The sequence below is a fragment of the Pantoea sp. SGAir0418 genome, assembly GCF_043529865.1.
Window position 1 is genome coordinate 28,722 of sequence record NZ_CP027911.1, and the last position, 26,452, is coordinate 55,173.

Sequence of the window (26,452 nt, forward strand, 5' to 3'; positions counted from 1 at the left end):
ACATACACCTGATTAATTGCATCAGGCGAAGACTATCACAGCGCGGCACCCGCGCAATCACTGTGCGTCAGAAGTGAGGCGCAGCATTGGCTGCCACAGCGTCTGTAACTGCGCGGGCGGCGCGCCTTCCAGCAGCAGCAGCACCATTTCGGCGACGCGTTCGCCAATCCGCTGCTGTGATGATTGCAGAATCGCGTTGACCGGTTGCGTGATAATCGAGTCGTGCGGCAGACCATCGTACACGTACAGGGGAATTGCCTGCGCGCCGCTCAGACGCCCGGCCTGCTGCAGGGCAATCGCTGCGCCTTCGCCGAGCGGGCTGCAGTCGGTGATGATGGCGTCAGGCTGGATAACGTGCGCCAGCCAGGCACGGGTTTGCTGATAGCCCGCGCGGCGCGAGGGCGGCAGCGCGGCCATCCAGCCAGCCTGCTGCGCGCATGGCGTGGCGGGCAGCGCGTCGATAAACCCCTGCCGGCGGTCAAGAATGTAGGTGCTGGGCTCGTTACCACCGAGATAAGCGATGCGCGTATAGCCCTGCTGCTGGCAGTGCTGCGCCGCCAGTAGCGTTCCGGCATGGTTATCATAATCAAACCAGGCGTAAGGCTGCGGCAGCTGACTGCGCCCCAGCGTAAGAAAGCGAAAACCCTTCTGCTGCAGGCGCTGCAATCGCACATCCTGCGGCGTGGTATGGGTGACAATCAGCGCGTCCAGCATGCCGCTGCGCAGCATGCGCAGCAAATTGCGCTGCTGATCCTGCGGTTTGTCGGGGAGCAACAGCAGATCGATCTCGTGCAGGGCAAGGCGCTGATCGAGCGTCAGCAGCATTTCACTGTAGTAGCTGTCGTTGAGTGAGGCATTGCTGACCGGAAACACCAGCCCGACCGCATTGGCACGGCCGGTCTTCAGGCGACGCGCGGCGGCATTCGGGCGATAACCGCGCCGGTCGGCTTCCTCTTCGATGCGTTTGCGGGTAGCAGCGGCGACATCATCAAACCCATTCAGCGCGCGGCTCACGGTGGTCACAGAGAGGCCAAGGGCGGAGGCGATAGCTTTGAGTGACATGATGGCATTCCACTGATCAAATTTTGATCACGCTAGCATAAACTCATCGCTGGCTCTATCGTCCGGCGACGTTTACGCTTATCTGCTGCTTTGCGCGTCAATAAGCGCGTAAAAACACGTCAAAAGCCGGCCTGCAGCGGCAGACCGGCCTGTGCCTTAGCCCAGCGGACTCAGGGTAATTTCGACGCGACGGTTTTGTGCTTTACCGGCTTCGGTGCTGTTGCTGGCGACCGGGTTATCCGGGCCCATGCCCTGGGTGCGCAGGCGGTTCTGCGCCACGCCCTGCACGATCAGCGCGCTGGCGACGCTTTCTGCACGCTGCTGCGACAGGCGCATGTTCAGCGCGCGCGTGCCGGTGCTGTCGGTAAAGCCGACCACATTGACGGCGGTTTTCGGATACTCTTTCAGCACCATCGCCACGCCGGTCAGCGTATTTGCGCCGGCCGGTTTCAGGTTGGCGCTGCTCGAGTCAAAGGTCACGTTATTCGGCATGTTCAGCACGATGTTATCGCCCTGACGCGTTACGCTGACGCCGGTGCCGCGCATCTTGTCGCGCAGTTTGGCTTCCTGCACATCCATGTAATAGCCGACGCCGCCGCCCAGTGCCGCACCGGACGCTGCGCCAATCAGCGCACCTTTACCGCGATCTTTCTTCGACGAAGAGAGCACGCCCACGCCAGCGCCCAGCACCGCGCCCAGACCCGCGCCGATGCCCGATTTCCCGGCCTGCGATTCGCCGGTATAAGGATTGGTGGTACAACCCGACAGCGCCACGCTGCCGCTCATTAACAAGGCCAGCGCCAGTACACGCTTTTTCATGAAAAAGTCCCTCATACGGAAACGGGGAAAATGCCCCAAAACGGCACTATTATGCCGCTCAATGATGGGGAAATTCGTGAGGCGCAGTCTTAATTTGTAAACTTTTGCCTTAAAGATTATCGGGATGGCAGAAACAGCTGGTTTGATGATCGTTTATCAGCCCGCAGGCCTGTAAAAAAGAGTGGCAGGTTGTAGGCCCGACGAATTTAAAACCACGCTTCTTAAGCGCTTTAGACAGCGCAATGGCCGGTTCGGAGGTGGTGGGCGCCAGTTTATAATCCGCATAACGGTGCAAAATCGGCTGGTTATCGACAAATGACCAGATAAAGCGGGAAAAGTCTTCACCGGTGGCCTCCAGCGCCAGCAGCGCTTTGGCATTATTGATGATGGCTTCCAGCTTGCCGCGATGGCGGATCAAACCGCTGTTCTGCAGCAGGCGCAGCAGATCGGCCTCATCCATCAGCGCCACCGCCTGCGGATCAAAATCATGAAACGCCTGGCGGTAGTTCTCGCGCTTTTTCAGCACGGTGATCCATGACAGGCCAGCCTGTTGCCCCTCCAGACACAGCATCTCAAATAAGGCGCGCTTATCGGTCTGCGGCACGCCCCATTCCGTGTCGTGGTACGCCAGATAAAGCGCATCCTGTGTTACCCAGCCACATCGCTGCATTGCATCACTCCCTAAGCATGAGGAAAAAGCGGTCAGTCGCTTGACGTTTGAAAGAATCGATTAATAGTTAATCAATGGGTGCCGATAATAACGTCATGGACGTTCGCGCTGCAACCGGGTGAACGCTTCAGGATCATCATCAATTTCAAGGCCAACCCGATCCCTTCCGGCTCGTCAGGAGTCTTTCATGTGGCAGAACAGTCAGCGGACCGGCCAGCGTCTCCTTGCGCTGGCCTTTAGCGGTGGGTGGCTACTGGTGGCGGCCCTGCCGGCGCACGCCTGGGATCAGGCCAGCGAGAGCAGCGCGCCGGATTACAATGCGATACTTGCCGAAAAAATTTCCAGTAATCATCTGATGTTGACAGAAAACCGCGAGAGCGATTTGCTTGATGCCGCGCTCAATCCGCCCGGCGGCGGCATGGCGCTGCACAGCGAAACGGCCAGCGTCGGCAACTCGCCGCTGGTGAACCGCTACTCGGCAGGCTGGAACCTGCCGATGAATGACCGCCTGCGCACCGGTCCGGTGGCGCAGTTTGCTGTCGATGATTCCACCCTGAGCTGCGCCGCCTGCGCGCCGGTCGATCGTAATAACGCCGAACACATCGCTTCACTGGGCTGGCGCGTGGATTCCAGTTTTGGCTGGATATCGCCGTGGGCGCAGGTGAGTTACAGCCATCAGCTCAGCTTCGACGGCACGGCCGCGCCACGCGATCGGCCGGAAGAGATGAACCGGGAAACGAACTGGATGGATGTCAGCGTCGGTGCCCGTCTGCCGCTCGGCCAGAACATGGCGGCGTTCGCCTCCTTCGCCCAGACCGGCGCGGTCAGCAGCGGCGAACAGTTCATTTACAACCTCGGTGTCAGCGCCAGCTTCTGAAGCGGCATGAAATGAGAAGTGGTGCCAGCCAGCGGAAATATAATAAGCGCGCTAATTATTTTCTGATTTGGTATCACAATGCGCGAAAACATTATTCTTATTAGCCGCGAACTGGCGGCCTTTATCATCAGTGGATTGGTGCTGGTCTTCTGTATGGCGATGGTCTACATCGACGTCAACTGGATGAACGATGCACTGCACGAAACCTCTTTCACCGAAGCGACACAGGAGCTGATGCTGGCGGTCATTGCCGCACTGTTCTTCTTCGCCGCCTGGCAGCGACCGCAGCAGCGCAGCGCGCTGATTCTGGTCGGTGGCTTCTTCAGCTGCATGCTGATTCGTGAAATGGATTTTCTGTTCGACGTGGTGCAGCACGGCGCATGGCTGTGGTTTGCGCTGGCAACGACCGCGGCCTCGCTGGCGATGGCGCTGCGTCAGCCGCGGCAAATCCTGCCGGGCCTCGCGGCACTGCTGCAGCATCGCAGCTGGCAAATGATGGCCGCCGGGCTGCTGGCGGTGCTGGTGTTCTCGCGGCTGTTTGGCATGCATGAGCTGTGGCAGCAACTGATGCTGGATGGCTATAACCGCGTGGTGAAAAACATGGCGGAAGAGGGCAGCGAGCTGTTTGGCTACAGCCTGTGTCTGGTGGCATCGCTGCGCTATCTGTGGCAAACCCGCCCGGCGCTGGCAACGGCCCACGCCAGCCGTCGCGTGGTCAGCATTGAGGCGGCTGAACCGCACTTCGCCTCGCGCTAAATCCGCGCGGTTTTATGGCGATCCCCGGTGCTAAAACAGGTACACTGACCGCTTAGCACCGGGTCGCCGGTGCACCGGGTGAGTCAACGTCAGGTTTCTTCATGTCAGTCAAAATCTTATCTTCAACGCTGGTGGGGCTGGACGGCTTTTGCCACGATCCCCTCACCACGCTGCAGCAGGCCGATAACGGCACGCTGGCGGTGCTGCACAACAATGTTCCGGCGTTTTACGCGATCACGCCGCAGCGCCTCGCGCACCTGCTGGCGCTGGAAGCGGCGGCGCAGCAGCCGAATGATGTCACGCTGGACGACAGCCTGTTTCACAGCGACGCCGCGCCGATCGCCGTGCCGGTGGGCAAGTTTGCCATGTATTCGGGCTGGCAGCCGGACAGCGACTTCCAGCGCCAGGCGGCGATCTGGGGCGTGGCGCTGAGCGAGCCAGTGACCGCCGCAGAGCTGGCGGCTTTTGTCGCCTACTGGCAGGCGGAAGGCCGGCTGTTTCACCATGTACAGTGGCAGCAGAAACTGGCGCGCAGCGTGCAGATGAACCGCGCCGCCAATGGCGGTCAGCCAAAGCGCGATATCACCCAGATCAGCAATACTGATTATGATATTCCCGATGGATTCCGAGGTGAGTAATGAAAACGCCGAACGATCTTTTCAGTCGCCTGAAAAAAATCATGCCCGCGGATGTGCAGCCGAAGTTTAAAAACGGTGCTGAACTGCTGGCGTGGAATCAGGAGCAGGGCCGGCTGCGCTCAGAAGCGATTGTGCGCGAAAACCGCGCCATGAAGATGCAGCGCATCATGGGCCGCTCCGGCATCCGTGAGTTGCACATGAACTGCTCGTTCGACAACTACCGCGTCGAAAATGACGGCCAGCGCAAGGCGCTCAGTCTGGCGCGTGAATACGCCGCCGGCTTTGAGAACAGCATCGCCAGCTTCGTGTTTTCTGGTCGTCCCGGCACCGGCAAAAACCATCTGGCGGCGGCGATTGGTAACGATCTGATTCTGCGCGGTAAAAGCGTGTTGATTGTTACGGTGGCCGATCTGATGTCGAGCATGAAAGGCACCTTCAGCGGCGGCAGCGACCTGACCGAAGAGCGGCTGCTGCAGGATCTCAGCCATGTCGATCTGCTGGTGATCGATGAGATCGGCATGCAGAGCGAATCGCGCTACGAGAAAGTGATCATCAATCAGATTGTTGATCGCCGTTCGTCGTCAAAGCGGCCGACCGGCATGCTCTCCAACCTCGATCCGGCCGGCATGAATACGCTGCTTGGCGAACGGGTGATGGATCGCATGCGCCTCGGTAATAGCCTGTGGGTGCGTTTTGACTGGGAAAGTTACCGCAGCCGCGTGCGCGGCGACGAGTACTGATACGCGGCAGAAGCGGTAAAAACCCGGTTTTACCGGCGATTAACCGCCGGTGCGGGCTGCTAAACTTACACCTATTACTCTTTGTCAGGTGAGGGTGCGATGAAAGCAGCCGGGAAAGGACCAGCGGTACTTCGACTGAACAACCTCAAGCGGGTGATGACGCAACTGCGTACCACCCGCATCACTTCCCGCCAGGATCTGGCGCTGGCGCTCGACCTGAGCAAAAACACCGTTTCCCTGATTATCGATGACCTGCTGGCGCAGGGGCTGATTCACGAGCTTGGCCCGGTCAGCGTGGCTGCGGCCGGTCGGCCCAAAATTGAGATCGAACTGCGCGCGGGTCAGCTGAAAAGCGCGGGCATCATGGTCGAGCGCCAGGCGATTCACTGGCGCGTGTGCGACTACTTTTCGCGCGTGGTGGCCGAGCAAACCTGGCGCACCGAAACGGCCGATGCCGACGGGCTGCTGCACGAACTGACGGAAGTGTGTCAGACGCTGCGCGCGGCGCATCCGGCGCTGCTGGGCGTGGCCATCGGTTTTCCCGGCATCATTGATTCTCAGCGCGGGCGGGTGCACTTTTCTGCGCCGCTCGGCTGGCAGGATGTCGATGTGCTGACGCCGCTGCGGCGTGGCGTTGAGCTGCCGCTGCGCATCATGAATAACGTCAAAGCGGCCGCGCTGCTGGCGGTGCAGCAGCTGGAGCTCAATAAAGCGCAAAGCCACTTCTATCTGCGCATCGCCGACGGCGTGGGCGGCGCGCTGGTGGAGCGCGGCGAGGTGTTCAGCGGCAGCAGCTGGACCGCCGGTGAGATTGGCCATCTGAGCGTGCAGCCCAACGGCGCGCGCTGCAGCTGCGGGCGACAGGGTTGTCTGGAGACGCTGGTCAGCCTGCCGGCGATCCAGCAGCAGCTGGCCCGGCGTAAGCCCGGCTTACGCTGGCAGTCTGGCGACAGCGAGCCGGAGATCGTGTATGAGCTGATGGCGCAGACCGGCCGCTATCTCGGCCATGCGCTGAGCCAGGTGATGCAGCTGGTCAATCCGGCCAGCATCATCATTGACGGCCCGTGGAATGCGCAACCGGCGTTTGTGCAGGCGGTACAGCAGGCGGCACAGGCCGGCACGCTGGCGTTTACCTTTGCCCATACCGCGCTGCACTTTCTGCCGCAGCGTATCGATCCGGCCAACGGTCTGGCGCTGGCGGTGATTGAGCACTATGAACGAGCGGTATGACCGGCGGAGCAGCGTTTCTTTTTTGACTCGCCAGCGGGCATAATACGTTGATTGACAGGCTCTCTTTGCGGACCGCGCAATGAAAACGCAGCGCATCACTCTGGACGATATTGCGACTCTCGCAGGGGTCACCAAGATGACGGTGAGCCGCTATCTGCGCACGCCGGAAAAGGTCAGGGCGGAAACGGCGGCGAAAATCGCCAGCGTGATGGCCGAAATCGGTTATATCGCTGAGCAGGAAAATACCGCGGCGTCGCGGCACAATCCGCCGCGCATCGGCGTGCTCATCCCCTCATTCAATAATCAAATCTTTGCCGATCTGCTGGCCGGTATCGAATCGGTCACCAGCGCCCACGGCTATCAGACGCTGGTGGTCAACTACGACTACAATCCGCAGCGCGAAGAGGAGCAGATTGCCACGGTACTGGCTTTTAACGTGCAGGGATTGATTCTGACCGAGTCGGTGCACACCGTGCGCGCGGAAAAGTATCTCAACGCGGCCACCATTCCGGTCGCCGAAGTGATGGGACTGAGCGAGACCCGCGGGCGCATTAACGTCGGCTTTGATAATTACCGTGCTGGCTACGACATGACTGCGATGCTGCTGGCCAGCGGTAAACAGCGGGTGATTTATTTTGGCTCGATGTCCGATCGCCGTGACCAGCAGCGCTACGCCGGCTATTGCGATGCCGTGGCGGCGGCCGGATTGCCGGCCGGACGCATCGTACCGAACAAAGTCTCTTCGGTGTCGATTGGCACCGGCATGATGACGCTGGCGCGCCAGCTCTATCCGCAGATGGATGCCATTCTCTGTACCAACGATGATCTGGCGGTCGGCGTGCTGCAGGAGTGTCAGGCGGCAGGCATTGCAGTGCCGCAGGCGCTGGCGATTGCCGGATTCCACGGACTGGAGATTGGTCAGGCGACAACGCCGCGGCTGGCTAGTGTGATTACACCGCGCTTTGAGATGGGCAAAGTGGCAACGGAAATTGTGCTGAAGAAGATTAACCAGCAGCCCACCATTGAACAGGTGGATTTGCATTATCAGCTGTCGATGGGCGCCACCATTTGATCGGAGGCGCTTTGGTGCAGGCGCGACGTGCGCCTGCATGATTAACGTTTAGTCGCGTGCAGCGGTGGGCGGCACAATCGACGGCTGAGCGTGATGGGTGCGCTTCAGGAAACGGCTCTCCAGCAAATTCCACGAGGTGTAAGCCAGCGCCAGCGTCATCACAATCGTCAGCCCCAGGCCAGCAAACGCATTGGCATCAAACACACCAAAATGCTGCAGTACCTGAATAATCGGCCAGTGATAGAGGTACATGCCGTAAGAGAGATCGCCGTACTGGCTGATTTTAATCTCTTTACACAGGCTGGTGCAGAACAGAATCACTACCGCCGAAAACGCCACCGGCTCAACGATAAACGCGTAATCCGTGCTCTTGAACAGCAGGAACACCACCAGCGACACAATGGTGATCTCTTTCAGGCGGTCAAAGGTTGGCTGATGCACCGCCAGCAGGCTGCCAAAGAAGAAGTAGGACGACAGCGCAATAAACTGCTTGGCCAGCGTATCGGCTTTCGGGCCGCTGTACAGCGCGGTGAAGTAGAAGTACCAGGCGCAGGAGATAATAAAAATCACGCTCCACACTTTCAGCGGGCTTCGCTTCAGCAACGGCACGATAAAGGGCAGCAGCACGTAGAGTGTCAGCTCGGCTTTGATGGTCCACAGTGAACCATCCAGCGGCTGATTGGGGTTGTTGGTAAACACGCCCGGCAGCGACGGCTGAATAAAGTTAAGAAACGAGAAGTTGGCGACCAGATATTTAAGGGTTTCTTTATTTTTCAGGAAATCCATCAGCGGCAGGGTAGTAAGACACATGCCAATCACAAAACACATGATGATGGTGAAAATATAAGCCGGCAATATACGTTGTGCACGCTTAATAAAATAGGAGGTCAGCGATTTACTTCTTAAGTAACTTTTTGCAATAAGAAAACCACTTATTGCGAAAAATCCTTTGACGGCAAAATCACTATTGAGAAAATGCGCCAGGAAACGGATATCGGCGTTTCTCGTCACCTCAGCGGAATGCACCAGCATTACGATAAAGGCGAGGGAAAGTCGTACGATGTCAAAATTGTTTTTTTCGTTCATGTCAGCATTCTTTCATTGAGTGACGACGTGCCAGGAAAAGCCATGAAAGACTTTGCATGGTTGCTTCGGAATATTCTTATCACAGGTGTTCTGCGTGAGCAGATGCAATCTATTAGAATTTTAATCCTCATAAAAAGCAAGCAATGTTCAGGACCAGTAAAATATTCGGATTTTCCCTGGATGACGATGAGAAAGGGCTTATTAATGAAAAAACGCTAACCAGTTGGCTAGCGTTATTTCTGGACCTAACGGAACAGCTGGAAGGTGCGTGATACCTCATAGCCGACAATCGACTGCTTGCTCGATACGGTGTTGTAGTAGAGATAGTACAGCACCATCAGAATGGTGACAGCCACGGCAAGCACCTTCTTCAGCTTTCTGGTTTCCCAGATACACAGCGAAATAAGCACCGGCTCCACCTGCAGCAAATAGTTCGCCAGACGACCACCAGAAGCGTAATCCTGTAGCGCCATCCTCAGGCCACTGCCGATGGCAAAAGTGATCACCAGAATGTAATAGGTATTAAACTTTTCCGGGTCGAAATTTTTAATTTTATCGCTCAGCAACATGTAGCTGAAGATAAAGACGAAGCCGATATTCTTCAGGTTCGACAGGGTCAGAATACCCTGTTCCTGGCGAGAATCGGCATCGGCATAGCCCATGGCCCTGTCGCCCAGCGCACCGAGGTGGCTGGAGAGCGCGGCGATCAGCGCTGAACTGCCGAGAAACGCCAGCGGCAGGCTGGCGACCACGATAGCAATCGGGATGTATTTGTTTTTACGCACAATCATCGCCAGCGGAATCAGCAGCGCGACAATCGCGGTGGCGTGGCTGATAAACGACAGGATGAAGGTGGTGATCATGCCAGACTTGCTGCGCCGCGACATGTGCCAGACGAAGCCCATTAAAAACGCCGAACATAAACCGAAGCGAATCTGGTTCATGTCTTTGTTGATAAACAGGTGCGCAGAGTAGACGGCGAGGGCCACCAGCGGCAGCGGTGTCAGCTTACGGAAGTAGTGCGCGTTGACACCAACAGCGATGACCGCGAAGACAAAGATGAAAATGTCCGGATTAGCGGTAAAGATGCGTGTCGCACCGGCAATGGCGTAAATGGCTGGTTCATAACGGAATTCCACGACAGCACGCCAGAAACCTTCGATAATAATTTTATCGATAAACTGGGCATAGAAGTCGCGATACTGGAAGTCATCAAGGCCGGTTCCCAGGCCACGAATACCGCCAAAAGTAAAAAGTACTACAACGGCAACAAAATAAAGCCACGTCCTGATTTGCGCTGTGTTTTCATTTTTACTTAACATGATTTCGACAATAGCGACGAAAGTCAGGCTAAGACTTATGATCCAGTAAATTCCCATGGTCACAGATTCTTATAGTTTAAAATTCACTTATAACATACGACCTTGTTAACGTAAACATGAGAAAAGTCTAATTTTTCCTGGTCCGATATTATATTGAATAGGTTTTGCCATATTTATTTGCTACCGTTTCCACAGACATTTTTCGATGAGTACGTTTTTTTCATTATCTCGCGGGGAGCCGGAGCGTCACTGAGCGATTTTATCCGCTCAGTTTGACTTTTGTTACTGTTTTTATTCAGGATTTGGAGCCAGTGCGATGAGAGGGTTGCGGATATTTAGCCTGTTTTTTTTACTGTATCTTCCGGCCGCGTTTGCCAATAAGGAAATTCCGATCTGGCCAGATGAAGTGTCAGCAAATAATAAATTTATTAATTTTAGTAAAAACCCGGCCATTAATAACCGGGCTGTTACCCACGTCGATGCGCCACAAATGATTTATGTTCCGGCAACAGGAAAAAATAATCATGCGGCGGTGCTAATCATTCCCGGTGGGGGTTTTTCTTATATTATGAAAGATCTTGAAGGGCTGGACGTGGCCAACGTGCTTAGCCAGCAGGGCTACGCTTCATTTGTGTTAATTTATCGTCTGCCACACGACGGTTCAGCGCAGTATCGCCAGCAGGCTTTTGCCGATACCCAGCGAGCGCTGCGGCTGATTCGGGCCAATGCGCAGCAGTACCAGGTAGCGCCTGACCGCATTGGCGTGATGGGCTTTTCCGCCGGCGCCTTTCTCGCCGCCAATCTGAGCAACACTCCCGATGAAGCTAACTATCAGGCGGTCGATGCGCAGGATAAGGTGTCGGCGCGCCCGGATTTCAGCGCGCTTATCTATCCGGTGCTGTCGCTGAAACAGGGCGTGACCCACCCAGGCACGCGCGCGGCGCTGTATGGTAAAGATCTCACTGCCCAGCAAATGGCGCAGCTTTCACAGGAAGATCTTGTCAGCGCACACACGCCGCCGACTTTTCTGGTGCAGGCGCTGAATGATGGCACCGCCTCACCGCAAAACGCGCTGGGCATGTTCAGCGCCCTGCGGCAGAACAAGGTCAACGTGGAGCTGCATCTGTTCCAGCAGGGCGGTCACGGCTTTGGCACCGGCCAGAAGCAACATCTGCCGGTGCAAAACTGGCTCACCCTGTTCCACGCCTGGCAAAGCAGCCTGGTGAAGCGGTAAGCGGGATGTTTATTGCTTTACAACACGATTGAACGGCAGCCAGCAATCAATGGCCAGCTGTAGCTGCTCGATACGCGTAGTCAGGCCAGCCAGACCCACGCTGAGCAGGTCGCCATCGTGCGCATCGACGCAGGCCTGCTCCAGCTGCTGGCAAAGCTGATTGATATCTGCCGCATAGATAATTTGCGCTGCGCCGGCCAGCCGGTGCAGCGTGCGTGCCAGCGCGGGCCACTGCTGCTGCGCCAGTTCCTGCTGGGCCTGTTGCAAATCGCGCTGATTCTCTTCGCATACCCTGAGCAGCAGTTTTGCCACCATATCGTCATCGTGGTGCACCATGGCGCGCAGCTGCGGCAAAGACAGCAATGCCGGCAGGGCAGCAGGCTGCGCCAGGGCAGCGTTAAGCTGATCCGGATGCAGCGGCTTAAACAGGCACGCATCCATACCAGCCGCGAGGCCGCGTTCGCGCGTCTCAGCCAGTGCACTGCCGGTAAGTCCGATGATTTTGTGACGATAACCACGGCGACGTAACACACTGGTCAGCGTAAAACCATCCATCTGCGGCATATGGCAATCGGTGATTACCGCGTCAATCTGCTGTGTTGCGATGATCTCAGCTGCGAGGTCAGGCTGGCCGATCGCGGTAACACGATGCTGCAGCGCTTCCAGCTGACGGGTCAGCAGCAAACAATTCGCCGGATGATCGTCAACCACCAGGATATGCAGTGCCGGCACGGCGGGCGGCGCATCAGTCGCGCACAGGGTTACCGGCGGCGGTGCGCGACTCGGTAGCGGCAGCGTGACGTGAACCAGGGTGCCTTCACCCGGCTCGCTGTGCAGGCGCATGCTGCCCTGCATCTGTTGCAGCAGCTGCGCGCTGATCACCAGTCCCAGTCCGCAGCCGGTTTGCTGACGACCGGCTGTGGTCTGCGCAAACGGCTGAAACAGCTGTTGCTGCTCCTGTTCACTGATGCCAATGCCGCTATCCTGCACTCCAATTTCCAGCACCAGTTCGCCAGTGGCGTTTTGCTCACCGCTGAGATACACCGCCACGTTTCCCTGCGGCGTGAATTTAATGGCGTTGCTGATGTAATTGGCGATCACCTGACGCAGGCGCGGCGCATCAACCCAGACTTCAAGATCAGGCAGCGTAGTGTGATAGCTAAGCGTAAGGTTTTTTTCATGCGCCAGCCCCTGATAGAGCTGCAGTACCGGCTGGCACAGGGTCGCGATGCTATGCCACTGCGGTGCCAGCGTCAGCTGCCCGCGCTCAATCTTCGCCATATCCAGAATATCGCCCACCAGGCCGCTTAATGCCTGTGCCGATTGCCATGCAGTCAGCAGCGCCTCGCTGGCACCGGCCTTACGCGCTTCCAGCGCCAGCAGGCCGATGATCGCGTTGACCGGATTGCGAATCTCATGGCTCACGGTAGCAACCCAGCGGCTTTTGGCCTGATTTTCACGATCGGCACGATCGCGGGCGATCTGCAATTGCCGCTGCGCCCGGCGGCGGCGGCGGATTTCCCGGCCGCGCTGATACACCCAGAGCAGGCAGGCGAGGGAGACGACGGCTGCCACGCCCGCCAGCGCATAAAATGGCGTGCGATACAGTGGCCAGCTGCTGGCCGTCACCTCGGGCGTACCCTGCCAGCGGCTGGTGAGCTGCGAGATCTCACTGGGTAATATTTCATTCAGGGCCTTATTCATGATGCTGAGCAGCTCGGGATCGCCAGCGTGCACGGCGAAACTGATGTGAGCGGGCTGGGTGCCGACGCGCTGGGCAATGCGCATCCGTCCGGAAAAATAGCGTTTGATCAGGTAAGCGGCGCCCAGCTGGTTATGCACCATGCCATCGGCTTTGCCTTCCAACACTTGCTGCATGCCGAGACTGGCGTTGTCCACCAGCTGTAGCTGTACTTCAGGATAGTGTTGCTGCAGCCAGCCAATGACCGGGCTGCCTTTCATTACGCTGATACGTAAGCCCGAGTGCAGCGCGGCGGGTGCACCCGCGGTAGCGGCAGTAATCAGCACAAACGGCGTGTGCAGCCACGGCTGGGTAAAACGGCCTGGCCACTGCGCGTTATAGGAGAGTGCGGCTACCATGTCGATTTTATGCTGTTGAAGCTGCATCAGGAGCGTGTCTTCGTGATACTCCGGCACGGCGACAAAATTGATACCGGTGCGCAGGTGGATTTGGTGCAGCAATTCGGCACTGATGCCCTGAAACTGGTTACGCCCATCCAGCAGTGCCAGTGGCGCAAAAAACGGATTAAAACCCACGCGCACGCTACCGTGCTGCTGTAGCCAGCGCTGTTCAGCAGCCGTAAGTGCCAGCGGTTGCTGCAGACGCCAGATGTCCGGGCGCTGTGTCCACTGGCGTGAGATCGCGCGATGCTGCTCTGCGGGGATCGCCGCGATGACGCGATTTATGGCACGCAGCAATACCGGCCTGCGCTGACTGACCAGTAGGCGACTGGCATCCTGTGCGCGTGGGGCGAGAATGTCGGCCAGCGCCAGCTGATTGAGGTAGTTGCGTTCAATTAAAAAGCTGGCGGAGGTCAGATTATCGAGCGCGTAATCCGCCTCGCCGGTCGCCAGCGCCGACAGTGCGACGCGACTGGAGGCATAACGCATGATGTGCGCCTGAGGAAATTGCGCCCGGATTACGCTGTCGCTGAGATAGTGCTGGTCCACCGCCAGTCTGACTGGCGCTGCATAAGGCACCGGCTGCATGGCGCGATCGCGCTGGGTTACCACCACCGGTCGGTTGATCAGCAGATTCTGTGAGGCGTCCAGCTGGGCGTTGGAAGGCACAGTGTTCCCGGCTTTGCTAAACAGCATATCAGCCTGGTCGGCAGCGATAGCGGCCAGCGCCGCGTCACGATCGGCATAGCGCAGCATCTCTATCCGCATGCCAAGTGCCTGGCTAATCAGCCGGGCGTAATCAGCAAATACGCCTTCCACGTTTTTTTCCTCGGATGACATATCAAGGAAGGTGAGATAAGGCGGAATATCAGGCGCCCACAGCGCAATGCGCAGCGTGGGCAACTGACGCAATACCTGCCAGTCGTCCTGCGACAGTTGCGGTATCAGCGGTGCCAGCGGTTCCCGCTCCAGCGGAATATAGAGCTGTGGCATCGGCTGCGCCACCGTGGAGCTGCAGCACAGCACCAGTCCGATCAACATCAGCAGACGGATCATGAGGCTTCCATTTGATTGCGGTGCACGAAAGCAAATAAATCACTCATGGTTTTGCAGTGAAGTTTATCCATTAACCGGCTTTTATAGGTACTGACGGTTTTATTACTGACGCCCATCCGCGCCGCGATGCGCATATTATTCAGGCCCTTAATAATATGATGAAAAACCTGAAACTCCTGTGGTGACAATGATTCAATCATTTTTTTCTCCGCCTGCGTGCTTTCCTGCTCCATTTGCTGCATAAAACCGCCCAGCGGGAAATAACCATAACCACGTTGTGTCGCCTGAATAGCACTGGCGATCTCTGGCATATCGGTTTTTTTACTGACAAAGCCATTGGCACCGCTGCGCAGGCTCTGCACAGCATACACGTTTTCATTTTTCCCGGAGATAACAATGATTTTTCCTGGAAAACTCTGATCGCGCAACGACTTAACCACTTCAATTCCGTCCAGCGACGGCAGGTCGATATCAATGATGACGATATCCGGCGGCTGCTGCTGAATCAGCGTTACCGCTTCCCGGCCATCGGCGCTTTCGGCCAGCACCGTATGTCCATTTTGTTCCAGCAAATAACGAACGGCCATCCGCGCGATCGGATGGTCATCAACCACAACGACCTGAGCCATAGTTAACCTTTTCCTGATGAGTGAATGACAGGTCAAACTTTAGCCGCTCGTTGAATTATATATATTGCGTATGATCAAGAACAACAAAATAATTATTTGTAGTCTATGTCCTACAAGATTAAATTAATTATAAAAGGGAAATGGTTATTCCGCCTGGAGGAGTTATCTTTCCTGGTGGGAAATAAATATTCCCTTTCTTTCACTCGGTTCATTAATTAATTAACTGATGCCCAATCGCCTTTTCACCGTAATTTCTTTTACTGTGGCGGTCTGCCTTTTCCCATTTGGCAGCCTGATTAACGCGGATGCCTGGTCAGGGCGTCATCCACGCTCAGCCGGGATAAATTGTTGCCGCCAGCGTGGTTTGCTACAGTAGCGGGAATTTCAGAGGAAACGTCCATGCCACGCGATAACCGCCTGTCCCGCTCGCTGCACGCGCTCATTCATCTTGATCGTCACGTTAAACGCGCTACTTCCGATGCCATGGCAAAAATGCTCGGCACCAATCCGGTGGTGGTGCGTCGCATGATGTCGGGGCTGCGTGAAAAGGGGTATCTGGTGTCGGAAAAGGGGCACGGCGGCGGCTGGGAGCTGCGCGCGGACCTGCGCGATATCACGCTGCTGGATGTGTACCAGGCCATCGGCTCACCGGCGCTGTTCAGCATTGGCCCGGCGGCCGATTCTTCGCCCTGCCTGGTGGAACATGCGGTGGACGCCCGGCTTGACCAGGCGCTGGGTGAAGCCGAAGCGCTACTGCTGCAGCGCTTCGGCCAGATTACCGTGGCGGACATCGCCGACGATTACCTGCAAAAAATGGCCAGCCTCGGGCTGGATCCGCACACCTTTCCGCGCTGCAGCGACTAACCCGCGCGGCCGTTAATCCTGCTTCTGCAATTTGATCTGCGCGTCATGCTTCATCACATGCGTGGTGACGGCGGCCTGAAACACTTTAAACATCATACCGCTGACAAACGTGGTCAGCGTCAGCGTGATAAAGGCTGTCATGATCCAGTCGACCAGCGGCCAACCGCTATTCAGCAGCGTCGGGTGGTAAATCAGCATAGCGGCAAACACCACCCAATGGCTCAGGCAATAGAAACAGTGAAACAGATGACCGAGCAAGGCGTGTTTGCGTGCGGTCCAGGCGCGCAAACCTGCAAACAGTTCGGTCTGTGTCATGGTCATCGCGATGCTGGCTGAGGCCAGCGCAATCGCCAGGCACACACCCATGTCAGAGAGTAAAAAGGCATGCATAGATTTTCTCCTTTGTGACGATTGGCGCAGCGGAAAGAACGGCGGCTTATCTTTCATGTAACTTACAATATTACATGATGTGCGCTGACGCAACAGCGTGTCCTCCCCGCCAGAGTAGTGACATGTAAATTGGCGAGATATCGCTATTTATTGGCTTTATGCGCAAACACAGCCAGTCGTCCTGTTTTTACAATGTCGCAGATTGAGTCGCACCACGGCATCAGGAGGAGAGGATGGATATTCACGCAGCCTTTATGCATCAGCTGATGATGTGGATAGAGGCGAATATTGAACAAAAGCTCATGCTGGAGACGGTCGCGCGGCGGGCCGGTTATTCGCAGTGGCATTTGCAGCGGCTGTTCCGCAGCTACACTGGCGTGGCGCTGGGAGCCTATATCCGTGAACGCAAGCTGACGGCTTCCGTCATCACCCTGCTCAGCAGTAATACGTCGCTGATGCAGATTGCGCTGCAGTTTGGCTTCGATTCACAGCAAACCTACTGCCGCACCTTTCGGCGCATGTTTGACCTGCCGCCCGGCGCGTTTCGCCGCAAATACCGGCACAGCCTGCCACCGATTGACGGTCCGGCTAGCCTGCTGATGCTGCATTCGCAGAGTCGGCTGGCGTCGTAAAGTATTTGCCTGGCGTTGAGCCGAAGGCGGCGCGAAACGAGCTGATATAGCTGCTGACGCTGTCGAAGCCCACCTGCCAGGCAACCTGCTGCACGCTGTGGCCTGCCGCCAGCCCTTCCAGCGATTTCAGCAGGCGCGACACCTGACGATATTTACTCAGGCTCATGCCAACCGCGCTGGACCAGTGGCGACTCAGGCTGCGCGCGCTTAGACCAGCCCACTGTGCCAGCTCCGGCCCGGTGCGTGTATCAGCCGGATCGTCCATCAGCAGGCGTGCAATCTGCCGCAGCCGCGGCTCTTCCGGCAGCGGCAGGGTGAGTTCCTGCGGCGTGGATTCGTACAGTTCATCAAGAAACACCTGACCCAACCGGGCATAGCGCGCGCTGCTCCACAGTTCAGGCTCCAGCACCGCCAGCCGTTCTGCCAGCGGCTCCAGCACGGTCGGGCAGGAGAGCAGCACCGGCCGATCAGGCAACGGCGCAGCCAGCGCTTCGTCAATCAGTACCGTCCAGCCCAGCACGCGCCCCGGCCCGACAAGGGCATGGTCAAACCACGGCGGAATCCAGCCGACCAGCCGCGGCGGATTAGCAAAAATGCCCGACGAGGTGTTCACCGTCATCAATCCCTGGCGCAGACAAAACAGCTGACCGGCGGCATGACGATGCGTGCGTCGCTCGCGATCCAGCTCCTTCGACAGTGACACGGCAATGACTTTGGGCGCATCCGGTCGCATCAGCCGTTGGCGCAGCTCTTCCTTACGCGGATCGCCAGAGAACGGAAGGTTGTCGGATGGATGGATGAGCATGGCTGGGCCTGAGTGGTGAGTGGCGGAAGATCACAGGAGTCGAACCTGCCCGGGACCGCTGGCGGCCCCAACCGGATTTGAAATCCGGCCGCCTCACCGGAGACGACGATCTTCCTTTGAAGATGCCGCGCAGTATAGCGGCAATTGGCGGCAAAATCTTGATCGCAGCGGGGCGTTATTGCACCTTCTCGCCGTGATGCTGCCGATACTCCTTTGGCGTGGTGGCGTAGCTTTTCTTAAACACCGAATAGAAGTACTGCAGGGAAGGATAGCCGCACATCTGCGAAATTTCATTAATATTTAATGAAGAGCAGGCCAGCAGTTCACGCGCTTTCTCCAGCTTCTCGCGGTGAATCATGGCGTGAATGGTGTCGCCGGTCTCATCGCGAAAACGCTTTTCCAGATTGGAGCGCGACATGCCAATCGCATCCAGCACCTGTTCGACCTTGATGCCTTTACAGGCGTTAAAGCGGATGTAATGCATCGCCTGAATCACCGCCGGATCGCGCAGCGAGCGAAAATCGGTAGAACGGCGGGCAATGACTTTCACCGGCGGCACCAGAATGCGTTGCAGCGGCAACGTTTGCCGATCGAGCAGACGATGCAGCAGTTTGGCGGCCTGATAACCCATCTGGCGCGTGCCCTGGGCTACCGAAGAGAGCGCCACGCGGGACAGATAGCGCGTCAGCTCTTCGTTATCGATACCGATTACGCTGAGCTTCTCCGGCACCGGAATTTTCAGGTGTTCACAGGCCTGTAGCAAATGACGCGCACGCGCGTCGGTCACCGCGATAATGCCGGTCTGCGGCGGCAGCGTTTGTAGCCAGTCGGCGAGGCGGTTTTGCGCGTGCTGCCAGTTTTCCGGCGCGGTTTCCATTCCCTGATACACTACGCCCTGATAGCGCTCGCGCATCACCAGCTGGCGAAACGCCTGCTCGCGCTCCTGCGCCCAGCGTTTGCCGCTGGCGGCGGGCAGGCCGTAAAACGCAAAGCGATGAATGCCTTTCTCTTTCAGGTGCAGAAAGGCACTCTCCACCAGCGCAGCGTTGTCGGTGGCGATATAGTGCACCGGCGGATAATCCTGCTGCCGGTGATAAGAGCCACCAACGCCGACAATCGGCACCGGCACATTGCTGAGCAGGCTCTCGATTGAGCTGTCGTCGTAATCCGCAATGACGCCGTCCCCCAGCCATTCGCGGATGTTGTCGATGCGGCAGCGGAAATCCTCTTCAATGAAGATATCCCAGTCGGTTTGCGAAGCCTGCAGATACTCGCCGACCCCTTCCACTACCTGGCGGTCATACACCTTGTTGGCGTTAAACAGCAGCGTAATACGGTAACGTTTTTCGTGCATCGTGGCGCGCTCCCTTAAACCTGTTGCGCATTGCATAGCACGGCGGAAAAGGCAGCAGAAATTGTTTGCGCCACATTGTGATCGCCCACGCGATTACACCCGGCGGCGCGTAGCCGTATCCATCCACACCGCCAGCAGTAAAATCGCCCCTTTGACGATGTACTGCCAGAAGGTCGGCACGTCCATCATGCTCATGCCGTTATCCAGAGACGCCATGATGAAGGCGCCCATCACCGCGCCGGCCACCGAACCGACGCCGCCCGCCAGGCTGGTGCCGCCAATCACGCAGGCAGCGATGGCGTCCAGTTCGGCAATATTGCCCGCCGAGGGCGAGCCAGCACCCAGACGTGAGCTGAGGATCAGGCCGGCGATAGCCACCATGACGCCGTTGATGGCGAACACCGCCAGCTTGGTGCGCGCCACGTTGATGCCCGACAGGCGCGCTGCATCAATGTTGCCGCCGATGGCGTAAATCCGTCGTCCGAAGGCGGTGCGCGTGGCCATAAACATGCCGCCGAGCAGCAGCAGTGCCAGCAGCAGGACCGGTGTCGGCACGCCGCGGTAATCGTTCAGTAACCAGATGGCACCCAGCACCAGAACAGCGGTAATCGCCTGGCGTGCCACCGTGCCGCTGGCGGCTGGTTGTGATAACCCCAGCTGCTGGCGACGCAGCCGCAGCCGCCATTGCCAGAGAATAAACAGTGCCAGACCGGCGAAGCCGAAGCCAAAGCCAACACCGCCGGGCAAATAGCTTTGCCCGATCTGCGACATCGCCGGCGTCGTTGGCGCAACGGTGGTGCCATCGGTAATACCAACCAGAATGCCGCGAAACGCCAGCATGCCCGCCAGCGTGACGATGAACGAGGGTACCTTACGGTATGCGACCCACCAGCCATTCCAGGTGCCCAATAACAGGCCAAGCACCAGCGTTACCACGATGGTCAGCGGCAGCGGCCAGCCGAGCCAGACGTCAAAGATGGCTGCGGCACCGCCCAGCAGGCCCATCATCGAACCGACGGAAAGGTCGATCTCCGCCGAGATAATGACAAACACCATGCCCACCGCGAGAATGCCGGTGATGGCGGTCTGGCGCAGCAGGTTAGAGACGTTGCGTGGGCTAAGCCAGGCACCGTCGGTGGTCCAGGTGAAGAACAGAGCGATAAGCACAATCGCTCCCAGCATCACCAGCACCTGCAGATTGAAGCGCGGAAACTTGCCCGGCGCTGGCTTGCCCGGGGTACCGGACAGGCTCTGGCTACTTTCAGTTTTAAGCATAATGTTCGCTCCGCAGGGCAGCTTCCATGACCTGCTCCTGAGTCAGGTTGTCGTTAATCAGATCGGCTTTGATTTGCCCTTCGTGCATCACCAATACGCGGTCACTCAGACCCAGCACTTCAGGCAGTTCGGAGGAGATAACAATCACCGCGATGCCCTGCTGCACCAGCGCGTTAATCAGCAGATAGATCTCCTGGCGAGCGCCGACGTCGATGCCGCGCGTCGGTTCGTCCAGAATCAAAATGCGCGGATTGAGCAGCAGGCATTTGGCGAGGATCGCTTTTTGCTGATTGCCCCCGCTGAGTCGGCCAATCGCCAGCTCGGGTGAAGAGGTTTTGACACGCAGACGGCGGATAGCATCGTTGATCGCCTGCTGCTCCTGCGCTTCATCCAGCGTGGAGAAGCGATGGCTGTATTGATCCAGCGCGGCCAGCGTGATGTTTTTCCCCACGCCCATCAGTGGCACGATGCCATCTTTTTTCCGGTCCTCCGGCACCATGGCGATGCCGTGCGCAATCGCTGCCCGGCAATCGTCGATCTTCACCTGCTGGCCATCAATCCAGATTTCGCCCTGCCAGCGACCGGGCCAGACACCAAACAGGCACTGGACCGTTTCGGTGCGTCCTGCGCCCACCAGCCCGGCAATACCGAGAATTTCGCCGCGCTTCAGGCTGAACGACACATTATTAACGCGGCGCACGTGGCGGTTGACCGGATGCCAGGCGGTGAGGTTTTCGACTTTCAGTACCGTTTCGCCGATCTCGTGCGGCTGGTGCGGATAGAGTGCGGTGAGCTCGCGACCCACCATCATCGTGATGATGTCATCTTCACTCAGCCCGGCCGCTGGCCGTGTGGCGATATGCTGACCATCGCGAATCACACAGATGGTGTCCGAAATCGCTTTGACCTCATTAAGCTTGTGGGAGATGTAGATGCAGGCAATACCGTGCTCGCGCAGGTTAGTGATAATCCCAAGCAGCACTTCGGTTTCCTGTTCGGTGAGCGACGAGGTCGGCTCATCAAGAATTAGCAATCGCACCTGCTTATTCAGCGCCCGCGCGATCTCTACCAGTTGCTGCTGGCCAAGGCCGAGCTCGCCAACTTTGGTGGCAGGCGAAACGTTAAGTTTGACCCGCTCCAGCAGCTGCTGGCAGCGCAGCGTCATGGTTTCATCATCGACCATACCGAAGCGACCGAGCTCGGCACCGAGGAAAATGTTCTCCATGACCGTAAGCTGCCGCACCAGCGCCAGCTCCTGATGAATAATCACAATGCCTTTGCGCTCGGTGTCGCGGATGGTTTGCGCCTCGATGCGATCGCCGGCAAAGCGAATTTCGCCGTCAAATTCGCCGTGCGGGTAAAGCCCGCACAGCACTTTCATCAGCGTCGATTTGCCCGAGCCGTTCTCACCGCACAGCGACATGACTTCACCGGCTTCGAGCCGCAGGCTGACGGCATCCAGCGCTTTCACCGCGCCGAAACGCTTGGTGATGTTGTTCATTTCCAGCAGCATCGATCTGCTCCTTCGCGTTTCAGGCGCTTAGAGTTCGCTCTGTTTATGGAACCCGTCTTTCACCACGGTACTTTCGATGTTGTCTTTGTTGACCGGAATCGGCTTCAGCAGGCGCGACGGCACCTCTTTCAGGCCATTATTCAGCTTGCTGTTGCTGGCGGGCGTTTTGCCATCGCCCAGTTCCACTGCAATTTTTGCCGCTTCGGTGGCAAGTTCGGTGATGGGTTTGTACACCGTCATGGTTTGCGTGCCGTTCATGATGCGTTTGATGGCGGCGAGATCGGCATCCTGACCGGAAATGGCGACTTTGCCCGCCAGTCCCTGCGCGCTCAGCGCCTGAATGGCCCCACCGGCGGTGGCATCGTTGGAGGCAACGACGGCATCAATGTGGTTGCTGTTAGCGGTCAGCGCGTTTTCCATGATTTTCAGCGCATTCTCTGGCAGCCAGGCATCAACCCACTGATCGCCCACCACTTTAATGCTGCCGTTATCGATGTAAGGTTTTAACACTTTCATCTGGCCGGCACGGAACAGACGTGCATTATTATCCACCGGCGATCCACCCATCAAAAAGTAGTTACCTTTAGGTACCTGTTTAACCAGACTTTCGGCCTGCAGTTCGCCGACTTTTTCATTATCAAACGAGATATAAAAATCGATGTCGGCATTATTAATCATGCGGTCATAAGCGAGGACTTTAATGCCTTCGCGTTTCGCTTCGGCCACCACATTACTCAATACCTGACCGTTATAAGGAATGATGACCAGCACATCGACACCGCGGTTGATCATATTTTCAATCTGCGAGATTTGCGTCTCTTCATTGCCGTTGGCCGACTGGACAAATACTTTGGCCCCAGACTTTTCCGCCTGGCTGACAAAAATGTCCCGGTCTTTCTGCCAGCGTTCCAGACGTAAATCATCGATCGCCATACCGATTTTCACTTCTTTCGCCAGCCCAGCGTGGCTGAACAGGGCCAGTGCAGCGCTGAGGGCTAACAGCGTGTGTCTCATTTTCATCATGGTCATCCTGTAGGTTGAGGCTATTGTCGTTGTAAGGCTATGAACCAGGGCGGATGAATTGTTGCCCTGCGACGTGAACAACATCAATTACTGATTTTTATCCTGCTATTACGTTTTTTTGTTTATTTGTGATTCTTTGAGCGCGATCGAAATTTTACGCGGCCATCTGTTAAATCTTGCAGCGGCGCTGCGCGCCGGCACGCGATGTAATTAAATACATGGATTTGCGAGCTGCCGCACAAATAATAATTATCTTAAGTTCAGTGTGAAATATCGTAATTGAGCTGAACGCTTACGCCTCCGCAAAATAACGCTTCACTGCTGACCATTCGGGTCTGATGCTAAGGAGCACAACATGCACGCTTATTTCGACCAGCTTGAGCGCGTTGGTTATGAAGGGGCCAATACCACTAACGCACTGGCGTTTCGTCATTACAATCCGCAGGAAGTGATTCTGGGTAAAACCATGGCGGAACACCTGCGTTTTGCCGCCTGTTACTGGCACACGTTCTGCTGGAACGGTGCGGATATGTTCGGCGTGGGGGCCTTTGATCGCCCGTGGCAGAAAAATGGCGATGCGCTGCAGCTGGCGAAGCTCAAAGCGGATGTCGCGTTCGAGTTCTTTTACAAACTCAACGTGCCTTATTACTGCTTCCATGATGTCGATGTGTCACCGGAAGGTGATTCGCTGCGCAGCTACCAGGAAAACCTGGCGGTAATGACCGATAAACTGCTGGAAAAACAGCAGGAAACCGGCGTCAGATTGCTGTGGGGCACCGCGAACTGCTTTACGCATCCCCGCTATGCGGCCGGCGCGGCGACCAGCCCGGATCCGGAAATTTTCGCCTGGGCAGCCAGCCAGGTGTGCAGCGCGATGCAGGCGACGCAGACGCTGGGCGGTGAAAACTATGTGCTGTGGGGCGGACGCGAAGGGTACGAAACGCTGCTGAATACCGATTTGCGGCAGGAGCGCGAGCAGATCGGACGCTTCATGCAGATGGTGGTGGAGCACAAGCATAAAATCGGTTTCCAGGGGATGCTGCTGATTGAGCCGAAGCCGCAGGAACCGACTAAACACCAGTATGACTTTGATGTCGCGACGGTCTACGGTTTCCTCCGGCAGTTTGGCCTGGAAAAAGAGATCAAAGTGAATGTGGAAGCCAACCATGCCACGCTGGCGGGTCACTCTTTCCATCATGAAATTGCGACGGCGATTGCACTGGGCATCTTCGGTTCGGTCGATGCCAACCGCGGTGACAGCCAGTGCGGCTGGGATACCGACCAGTTCCCGAACAGCGTCGAAGAAAACGCGCTGGTGATGTACGAGATCCTCAAAGCGGGCGGGTTCACCACCGGCGGCTTAAACTTTGATGCCAAAGTACGGCGCCAGAGCACCGACAAATACGATCTGTTTTATGGCCACATCGGCGCGATGGATACCATGGCGCTGGCGCTGAAAGTGGCGGCACGTATGGTGAGCGATGGCGAGCTGGATAAGCGCGTGGCGCAGCGCTATAGCGGCTGGAATGGTGAGTTCGGCCAGCAAATTCTGAAAGGCGAGTTTTCTCTTGCCTCGCTGGCGGCGCATGCTCAGCAGCTGCAACTCAATCCGCAGCATCGCAGCGGACGCCAGGAGCAGCTGGAAAATCTGGTGAATCACTATCTGTATAATTTCTAATCCATCGGGAGCGAAGCATGGTTATCGGGATCGATTTAGGCACCTCCGGCGTTAAAGTGGCGCTGCTGGATGCGCACGGCCAGGTTCAGGCCACGGCCAGCGCGCCGCTGCAGGTGACGCGTCCGCAGCCGCTATGGAGCGAACAGGATCCCGAAAGCTGGTGGCAGGCCACCGATAGTGCCATGCAGGCGCTGGCGCAGCAGCACGATTTACGCCACGTCAGCGCCATCGGCTTTAGCGGCCAGATGCACGGCGCGACGCTGCTGGACGCCGCGCATCAGGTGCTGCGTCCGGCGATACTGTGGAACGACGGGCGCAGCAGCGCGCAGTGCCACGAGCTGGAGCAGCGCGTGCCGACGTCGCGTCAGATTACCGGCAACCTGATGATGCCGGGTTTTACCGCGCCCAAATTGTTGTGGGTGCAGCAACATGAACCGGCGATATTTGCGCAGGTAGCAAAAGTGCTGCTGCCGAAAGATTATCTGCGCTGGCGGATGAGCGGCGATTTCGCCACCGATATGTCAGATGCGGCGGGAACGATGTGGCTGGATGTGGCACAGCGCGACTGGAGCGATGCAATGCTGGCGGCGTGCGGGCTGAACCGCAGCCACATGCCGCAGCTGTTTGAGGGCAACCAGAGCACCGGCACGCTGCTGCCGGAAATCGCAGCGCGCTGGGGGATGGAGCCGGTGCCGCTGGTGGCCGGCGGCGGCGACAATGCGGCTGGCGCTGTCGGCGTTGGCATGGTTGAGCCAGGACAGGGCATGCTGTCGCTCGGCACCTCCGGCGTCTATTTTCTGGTGAGCGAAGGCTATCTCAGCAATCCGCAACGCGCCGTGCACAGTTTCTGTCATGCGCTGCCGCAGCGCTGGCATCTGATGTCGGTGATGCTGAGTGCCGCCGCCTGTCTGGACTGGGCCGCTGCACTGACCGGCTGCGATGATGTGCCGCACCTGCTGGCCGAAGCTGAACGCGCCAGCGCGCAGGCCACGCCGGTGTGGTTTTTGCCTTACCTTTCCGGCGAGCGCACGCCGCACAATAATCCGCAGGCACAGGGAGCTTTCTTTGGCCTGACGCACCAGCACGGCCGGCCGGAACTGGCGCGCGCGGTGCTGGAAGGCGTGGGCTTTGCGCTGGCGGAAGGCATGGATGCGGTGCATGAGTGTGGCGTACTGCCCAACGCGGTGATGCTGATTGGCGGCGGTGCGCGCAGCGCGTACTGGCGGCAGATGCTGGCGGACATCAGCGGACTGACGCTGGATTATTGTCACGGCGGCGAGGTGGGGCCGGCGCTCGGTGCCGCGCGCCTGGCGCAGCTGGCGGTGGATCCGGCCAGCGAATGGCCGGCACCGGCGTTAGTGCAGCGCCATCAGCCGGACGCCGCGCAGCATCAGGCTTATCAGCCGCGCCGTGCGCGCTTTGCGCAGCTATACCAGCAGTTGTTACCACTGATGTCCTGATTTGGCTGACGCATGGCCGGATGAGGTCGCAAGGCGTGAACAGAGTCGGGTATGATGGGAAGAATCGCTGAAGATACGTGGCCGGATTTGGCTGCGCATCTTCGCCCATCGTTACCCTTCATCGC

General features: G+C 57.6%; 25 protein-coding genes and 1 tRNA gene. 12 read left to right on the forward strand and 14 right to left on the reverse strand.

Annotated features, from left to right (window positions below):
• Positions 1-57: 57 nt before the first annotated feature.
• From C1N84_RS00135 to C1N84_RS00145, 3 genes are all read right to left on the reverse strand, one after another.
• On the reverse strand, positions 58-1,062 hold the full coding sequence (locus C1N84_RS00135; RefSeq protein ID WP_262264847.1) for a LacI family DNA-binding transcriptional regulator: 1,005 nt from the start codon (positions 1,060-1,062) through the stop codon (positions 58-60).
• A gap of 156 nt (positions 1,063-1,218) precedes the next feature.
• The gene (locus C1N84_RS00140; protein ID WP_021506888.1) at positions 1,219-1,881 is read right to left on the reverse strand and encodes an OmpA family lipoprotein; all 663 of its coding nucleotides are present in this window, start codon (positions 1,879-1,881) and stop codon (positions 1,219-1,221) included.
• Between the two features lie 109 nt (positions 1,882-1,990).
• Positions 1,991-2,551: a DNA-3-methyladenine glycosylase I gene (locus tag C1N84_RS00145; protein ID WP_058781878.1), complete on the reverse strand. Its 561-nt coding sequence runs from the start codon at positions 2,549-2,551 to the stop codon at positions 1,991-1,993.
• A gap of 187 nt (positions 2,552-2,738) precedes the next feature.
• On the opposite strand from C1N84_RS00145, the gene C1N84_RS00150 reads away from it, so the two are divergent.
• The 6 genes from C1N84_RS00150 (at position 2,739) to C1N84_RS00175 (ending at position 7,864) form a co-directional block, all read left to right on the forward strand.
• Positions 2,739-3,428 carry an autotransporter domain-containing protein gene (locus C1N84_RS00150; RefSeq protein ID WP_058781879.1) on the forward strand — a complete coding sequence of 230 codons (690 nt, stop codon included), beginning with the start codon at positions 2,739-2,741 and terminating at the stop codon, positions 3,426-3,428.
• A gap of 78 nt (positions 3,429-3,506) precedes the next feature.
• Entirely contained in the window at positions 3,507-4,184 is a 678-nt protein-coding gene (locus C1N84_RS00155; protein WP_150361089.1) for a hypothetical protein, read from the forward strand.
• A gap of 101 nt (positions 4,185-4,285) precedes the next feature.
• A complete protein-coding gene (gene dnaT / locus C1N84_RS00160) occupies positions 4,286-4,822 on the forward strand; it encodes a primosomal protein DnaT (RefSeq protein ID WP_264441844.1) in 537 nt (178 codons plus the stop codon).
• On the forward strand, positions 4,822-5,562 hold the full coding sequence (gene dnaC, locus C1N84_RS00165) for a DNA replication protein DnaC (protein ID WP_021506883.1): 741 nt from the start codon (positions 4,822-4,824) through the stop codon (positions 5,560-5,562). Before dnaT ends, dnaC begins: the two co-directional genes overlap by 1 nt.
• A gap of 99 nt (positions 5,563-5,661) precedes the next feature.
• Positions 5,662-6,792 carry an ROK family protein gene (locus tag C1N84_RS00170; RefSeq protein ID WP_021506882.1) on the forward strand — a complete coding sequence of 377 codons (1,131 nt, stop codon included), beginning with the start codon at positions 5,662-5,664 and terminating at the stop codon, positions 6,790-6,792.
• A gap of 79 nt (positions 6,793-6,871) precedes the next feature.
• Positions 6,872-7,864 carry a LacI family DNA-binding transcriptional regulator gene (locus C1N84_RS00175; RefSeq protein WP_264250098.1) on the forward strand — a complete coding sequence of 331 codons (993 nt, stop codon included), beginning with the start codon at positions 6,872-6,874 and terminating at the stop codon, positions 7,862-7,864.
• A 48-nt stretch (positions 7,865-7,912) separates the two neighbouring features.
• Here the strand turns inward: C1N84_RS00175 and C1N84_RS00180 are convergent, their stop codons facing one another.
• Positions 7,913-8,950 carry an acyltransferase family protein gene (locus C1N84_RS00180; RefSeq protein ID WP_058758174.1) on the reverse strand — a complete coding sequence of 346 codons (1,038 nt, stop codon included), beginning with the start codon at positions 8,948-8,950 and terminating at the stop codon, positions 7,913-7,915.
• On the opposite strand from C1N84_RS00180, the gene C1N84_RS00185 reads away from it, so the two are divergent.
• Positions 8,840-9,169 (forward strand): hypothetical protein, encoded by a 330-nt coding sequence (locus C1N84_RS00185; protein ID WP_164861029.1) that lies wholly within the window; start codon positions 8,840-8,842, stop codon positions 9,167-9,169. The two genes, C1N84_RS00180 and C1N84_RS00185, sit on opposite strands and share 111 nt — an antisense overlap.
• A gap of 26 nt (positions 9,170-9,195) precedes the next feature.
• Here the strand turns inward: C1N84_RS00185 and C1N84_RS00190 are convergent, their stop codons facing one another.
• A complete protein-coding gene (locus C1N84_RS00190) occupies positions 9,196-10,272 on the reverse strand; it encodes an EpsG family protein (RefSeq protein WP_223815726.1) in 1,077 nt (358 codons plus the stop codon).
• Positions 10,273-10,762: 490 nt separating this feature from the next.
• On the opposite strand from C1N84_RS00190, the gene C1N84_RS00195 reads away from it, so the two are divergent.
• Positions 10,763-11,506 (forward strand): alpha/beta hydrolase, encoded by a 744-nt coding sequence (locus tag C1N84_RS00195; RefSeq protein WP_338117722.1) that lies wholly within the window; start codon positions 10,763-10,765, stop codon positions 11,504-11,506.
• Between the two features lie 9 nt (positions 11,507-11,515).
• On the opposite strand, the gene C1N84_RS00200 is transcribed toward C1N84_RS00195, so the two are convergent.
• Positions 11,516-14,704, reverse strand: coding sequence for a transporter substrate-binding domain-containing protein (locus C1N84_RS00200; RefSeq protein ID WP_264441845.1), 3,189 nt, complete (start codon positions 14,702-14,704; stop codon positions 11,516-11,518).
• Entirely contained in the window at positions 14,701-15,369 is a 669-nt protein-coding gene (locus C1N84_RS00205) for a response regulator (protein WP_264441846.1), read from the reverse strand. Before C1N84_RS00205 ends, C1N84_RS00200 begins: the two co-directional genes overlap by 4 nt.
• Before the next feature lie 363 nt (positions 15,370-15,732).
• On the opposite strand from C1N84_RS00205, the gene C1N84_RS00210 reads away from it, so the two are divergent.
• Entirely contained in the window at positions 15,733-16,197 is a 465-nt protein-coding gene (locus C1N84_RS00210) for an Rrf2 family transcriptional regulator (protein WP_211724998.1), read from the forward strand.
• Positions 16,198-16,209: 12 nt separating this feature from the next.
• On the opposite strand, the gene C1N84_RS00215 is transcribed toward C1N84_RS00210, so the two are convergent.
• Positions 16,210-16,587, reverse strand: coding sequence for a DUF1360 domain-containing protein (locus C1N84_RS00215; protein WP_211724997.1), 378 nt, complete (start codon positions 16,585-16,587; stop codon positions 16,210-16,212).
• Positions 16,588-16,820: 233 nt separating this feature from the next.
• On the opposite strand from C1N84_RS00215, the gene C1N84_RS00220 reads away from it, so the two are divergent.
• Complete coding sequence (locus C1N84_RS00220; protein ID WP_058775597.1) at positions 16,821-17,219, forward strand: helix-turn-helix domain-containing protein; 399 nt, start codon at positions 16,821-16,823, stop codon at positions 17,217-17,219.
• Here the strand turns inward: C1N84_RS00220 and C1N84_RS00225 are convergent.
• The 6 genes from C1N84_RS00225 to xylF form a co-directional block, all read right to left on the reverse strand.
• Positions 17,176-18,024 (reverse strand): AraC family transcriptional regulator, encoded by an 849-nt coding sequence (locus C1N84_RS00225; protein ID WP_264441847.1) that lies wholly within the window; start codon positions 18,022-18,024, stop codon positions 17,176-17,178. The two genes, C1N84_RS00220 and C1N84_RS00225, sit on opposite strands and share 44 nt — an antisense overlap.
• A gap of 20 nt (positions 18,025-18,044) precedes the next feature.
• Positions 18,045-18,139, reverse strand: a tRNA-Sec gene (locus C1N84_RS00230).
• A 60-nt stretch (positions 18,140-18,199) separates the two neighbouring features.
• The gene (gene xylR, locus C1N84_RS00235) at positions 18,200-19,378 is read right to left on the reverse strand and encodes a D-xylose utilization transcriptional activator XylR (protein WP_021506871.1); all 1,179 of its coding nucleotides are present in this window, start codon (positions 19,376-19,378) and stop codon (positions 18,200-18,202) included.
• A 93-nt stretch (positions 19,379-19,471) separates the two neighbouring features.
• Positions 19,472-20,653 carry a xylose ABC transporter permease XylH gene (gene xylH / locus C1N84_RS00240; protein WP_058758166.1) on the reverse strand — a complete coding sequence of 394 codons (1,182 nt, stop codon included), beginning with the start codon at positions 20,651-20,653 and terminating at the stop codon, positions 19,472-19,474.
• Positions 20,646-22,166, reverse strand: a complete 1,521-nt coding sequence (locus C1N84_RS00245; protein WP_058758165.1) for a xylose ABC transporter ATP-binding protein — start codon at positions 22,164-22,166, stop codon at positions 20,646-20,648. The genes xylH and C1N84_RS00245 overlap by 8 nt, the downstream gene beginning before the upstream one ends.
• Before the next feature lie 27 nt (positions 22,167-22,193).
• Positions 22,194-23,186, reverse strand: a complete 993-nt coding sequence (gene xylF, locus C1N84_RS00250) for a D-xylose ABC transporter substrate-binding protein (protein WP_058758164.1) — start codon at positions 23,184-23,186, stop codon at positions 22,194-22,196.
• Positions 23,187-23,544: 358 nt separating this feature from the next.
• Here xylF and xylA point away from each other — a divergent pair, with 358 nt between their 5' ends.
• On the forward strand, positions 23,545-24,867 hold the full coding sequence (gene xylA, locus C1N84_RS00255) for a xylose isomerase (protein ID WP_127833456.1): 1,323 nt from the start codon (positions 23,545-23,547) through the stop codon (positions 24,865-24,867).
• Between the two features lie 17 nt (positions 24,868-24,884).
• Positions 24,885-26,327: a xylulokinase gene (gene xylB, locus C1N84_RS00260; protein WP_394541696.1), complete on the forward strand. Its 1,443-nt coding sequence runs from the start codon at positions 24,885-24,887 to the stop codon at positions 26,325-26,327.
• Positions 26,328-26,452 lie beyond the last annotated feature (125 nt).

What these genes read in the sequence shown, in the direction of transcription:
- C1N84_RS00135 (WP_262264847.1), bottom strand. Translation starts at nt 1,062, where the DNA reads ATGTCACTCAAAGCTATCGCCTCCGCCCTTGGCCTCTCTGTGACCACC.
- C1N84_RS00140 (WP_021506888.1), bottom strand. Translation starts at nt 1,881, where the DNA reads ATGAAAAAGCGTGTACTGGCGCTGGCCTTGTTAATGAGCGGCAGCGTG.
- C1N84_RS00145 (WP_058781878.1), bottom strand. Translation starts at nt 2,551, where the DNA reads ATGCAGCGATGTGGCTGGGTAACACAGGATGCGCTTTATCTGGCGTAC.
- C1N84_RS00150 (WP_058781879.1), top strand. Translation starts at nt 2,739, where the DNA reads ATGTGGCAGAACAGTCAGCGGACCGGCCAGCGTCTCCTTGCGCTGGCC.
- C1N84_RS00155 (WP_150361089.1), top strand. Translation starts at nt 3,507, where the DNA reads ATGCGCGAAAACATTATTCTTATTAGCCGCGAACTGGCGGCCTTTATC.
- dnaT (WP_264441844.1), top strand. Translation starts at nt 4,286, where the DNA reads ATGTCAGTCAAAATCTTATCTTCAACGCTGGTGGGGCTGGACGGCTTT.
- dnaC (WP_021506883.1), top strand. Translation starts at nt 4,822, where the DNA reads ATGAAAACGCCGAACGATCTTTTCAGTCGCCTGAAAAAAATCATGCCC.
- C1N84_RS00170 (WP_021506882.1), top strand. Translation starts at nt 5,662, where the DNA reads ATGAAAGCAGCCGGGAAAGGACCAGCGGTACTTCGACTGAACAACCTC.
- C1N84_RS00175 (WP_264250098.1), top strand. Translation starts at nt 6,872, where the DNA reads ATGAAAACGCAGCGCATCACTCTGGACGATATTGCGACTCTCGCAGGG.
- C1N84_RS00185 (WP_164861029.1), top strand. Translation starts at nt 8,840, where the DNA reads ATGCGCCAGGAAACGGATATCGGCGTTTCTCGTCACCTCAGCGGAATG.
- C1N84_RS00180 (WP_058758174.1), bottom strand. Translation starts at nt 8,950, where the DNA reads ATGAACGAAAAAAACAATTTTGACATCGTACGACTTTCCCTCGCCTTT.
- C1N84_RS00190 (WP_223815726.1), bottom strand. Translation starts at nt 10,272, where the DNA reads ATGTTAAGTAAAAATGAAAACACAGCGCAAATCAGGACGTGGCTTTAT.
- C1N84_RS00195 (WP_338117722.1), top strand. Translation starts at nt 10,763, where the DNA reads ATGATTTATGTTCCGGCAACAGGAAAAAATAATCATGCGGCGGTGCTA.
- C1N84_RS00200 (WP_264441845.1), bottom strand. Translation starts at nt 14,704, where the DNA reads ATGATCCGTCTGCTGATGTTGATCGGACTGGTGCTGTGCTGCAGCTCC.
- C1N84_RS00210 (WP_211724998.1), top strand. Translation starts at nt 15,733, where the DNA reads ATGCCACGCGATAACCGCCTGTCCCGCTCGCTGCACGCGCTCATTCAT.
- C1N84_RS00215 (WP_211724997.1), bottom strand. Translation starts at nt 16,587, where the DNA reads ATGCATGCCTTTTTACTCTCTGACATGGGTGTGTGCCTGGCGATTGCG.
- C1N84_RS00220 (WP_058775597.1), top strand. Translation starts at nt 16,821, where the DNA reads ATGGATATTCACGCAGCCTTTATGCATCAGCTGATGATGTGGATAGAG.
- C1N84_RS00225 (WP_264441847.1), bottom strand. Translation starts at nt 18,024, where the DNA reads ATGCTCATCCATCCATCCGACAACCTTCCGTTCTCTGGCGATCCGCGT.
- xylR (WP_021506871.1), bottom strand. Translation starts at nt 19,378, where the DNA reads ATGCACGAAAAACGTTACCGTATTACGCTGCTGTTTAACGCCAACAAG.
- xylH (WP_058758166.1), bottom strand. Translation starts at nt 20,653, where the DNA reads ATGCTTAAAACTGAAAGTAGCCAGAGCCTGTCCGGTACCCCGGGCAAG.
- C1N84_RS00245 (WP_058758165.1), bottom strand. Translation starts at nt 22,166, where the DNA reads ATGCTGCTGGAAATGAACAACATCACCAAGCGTTTCGGCGCGGTGAAA.
- xylF (WP_058758164.1), bottom strand. Translation starts at nt 23,186, where the DNA reads ATGAAAATGAGACACACGCTGTTAGCCCTCAGCGCTGCACTGGCCCTG.
- xylA (WP_127833456.1), top strand. Translation starts at nt 23,545, where the DNA reads ATGCACGCTTATTTCGACCAGCTTGAGCGCGTTGGTTATGAAGGGGCC.
- xylB (WP_394541696.1), top strand. Translation starts at nt 24,885, where the DNA reads ATGGTTATCGGGATCGATTTAGGCACCTCCGGCGTTAAAGTGGCGCTG.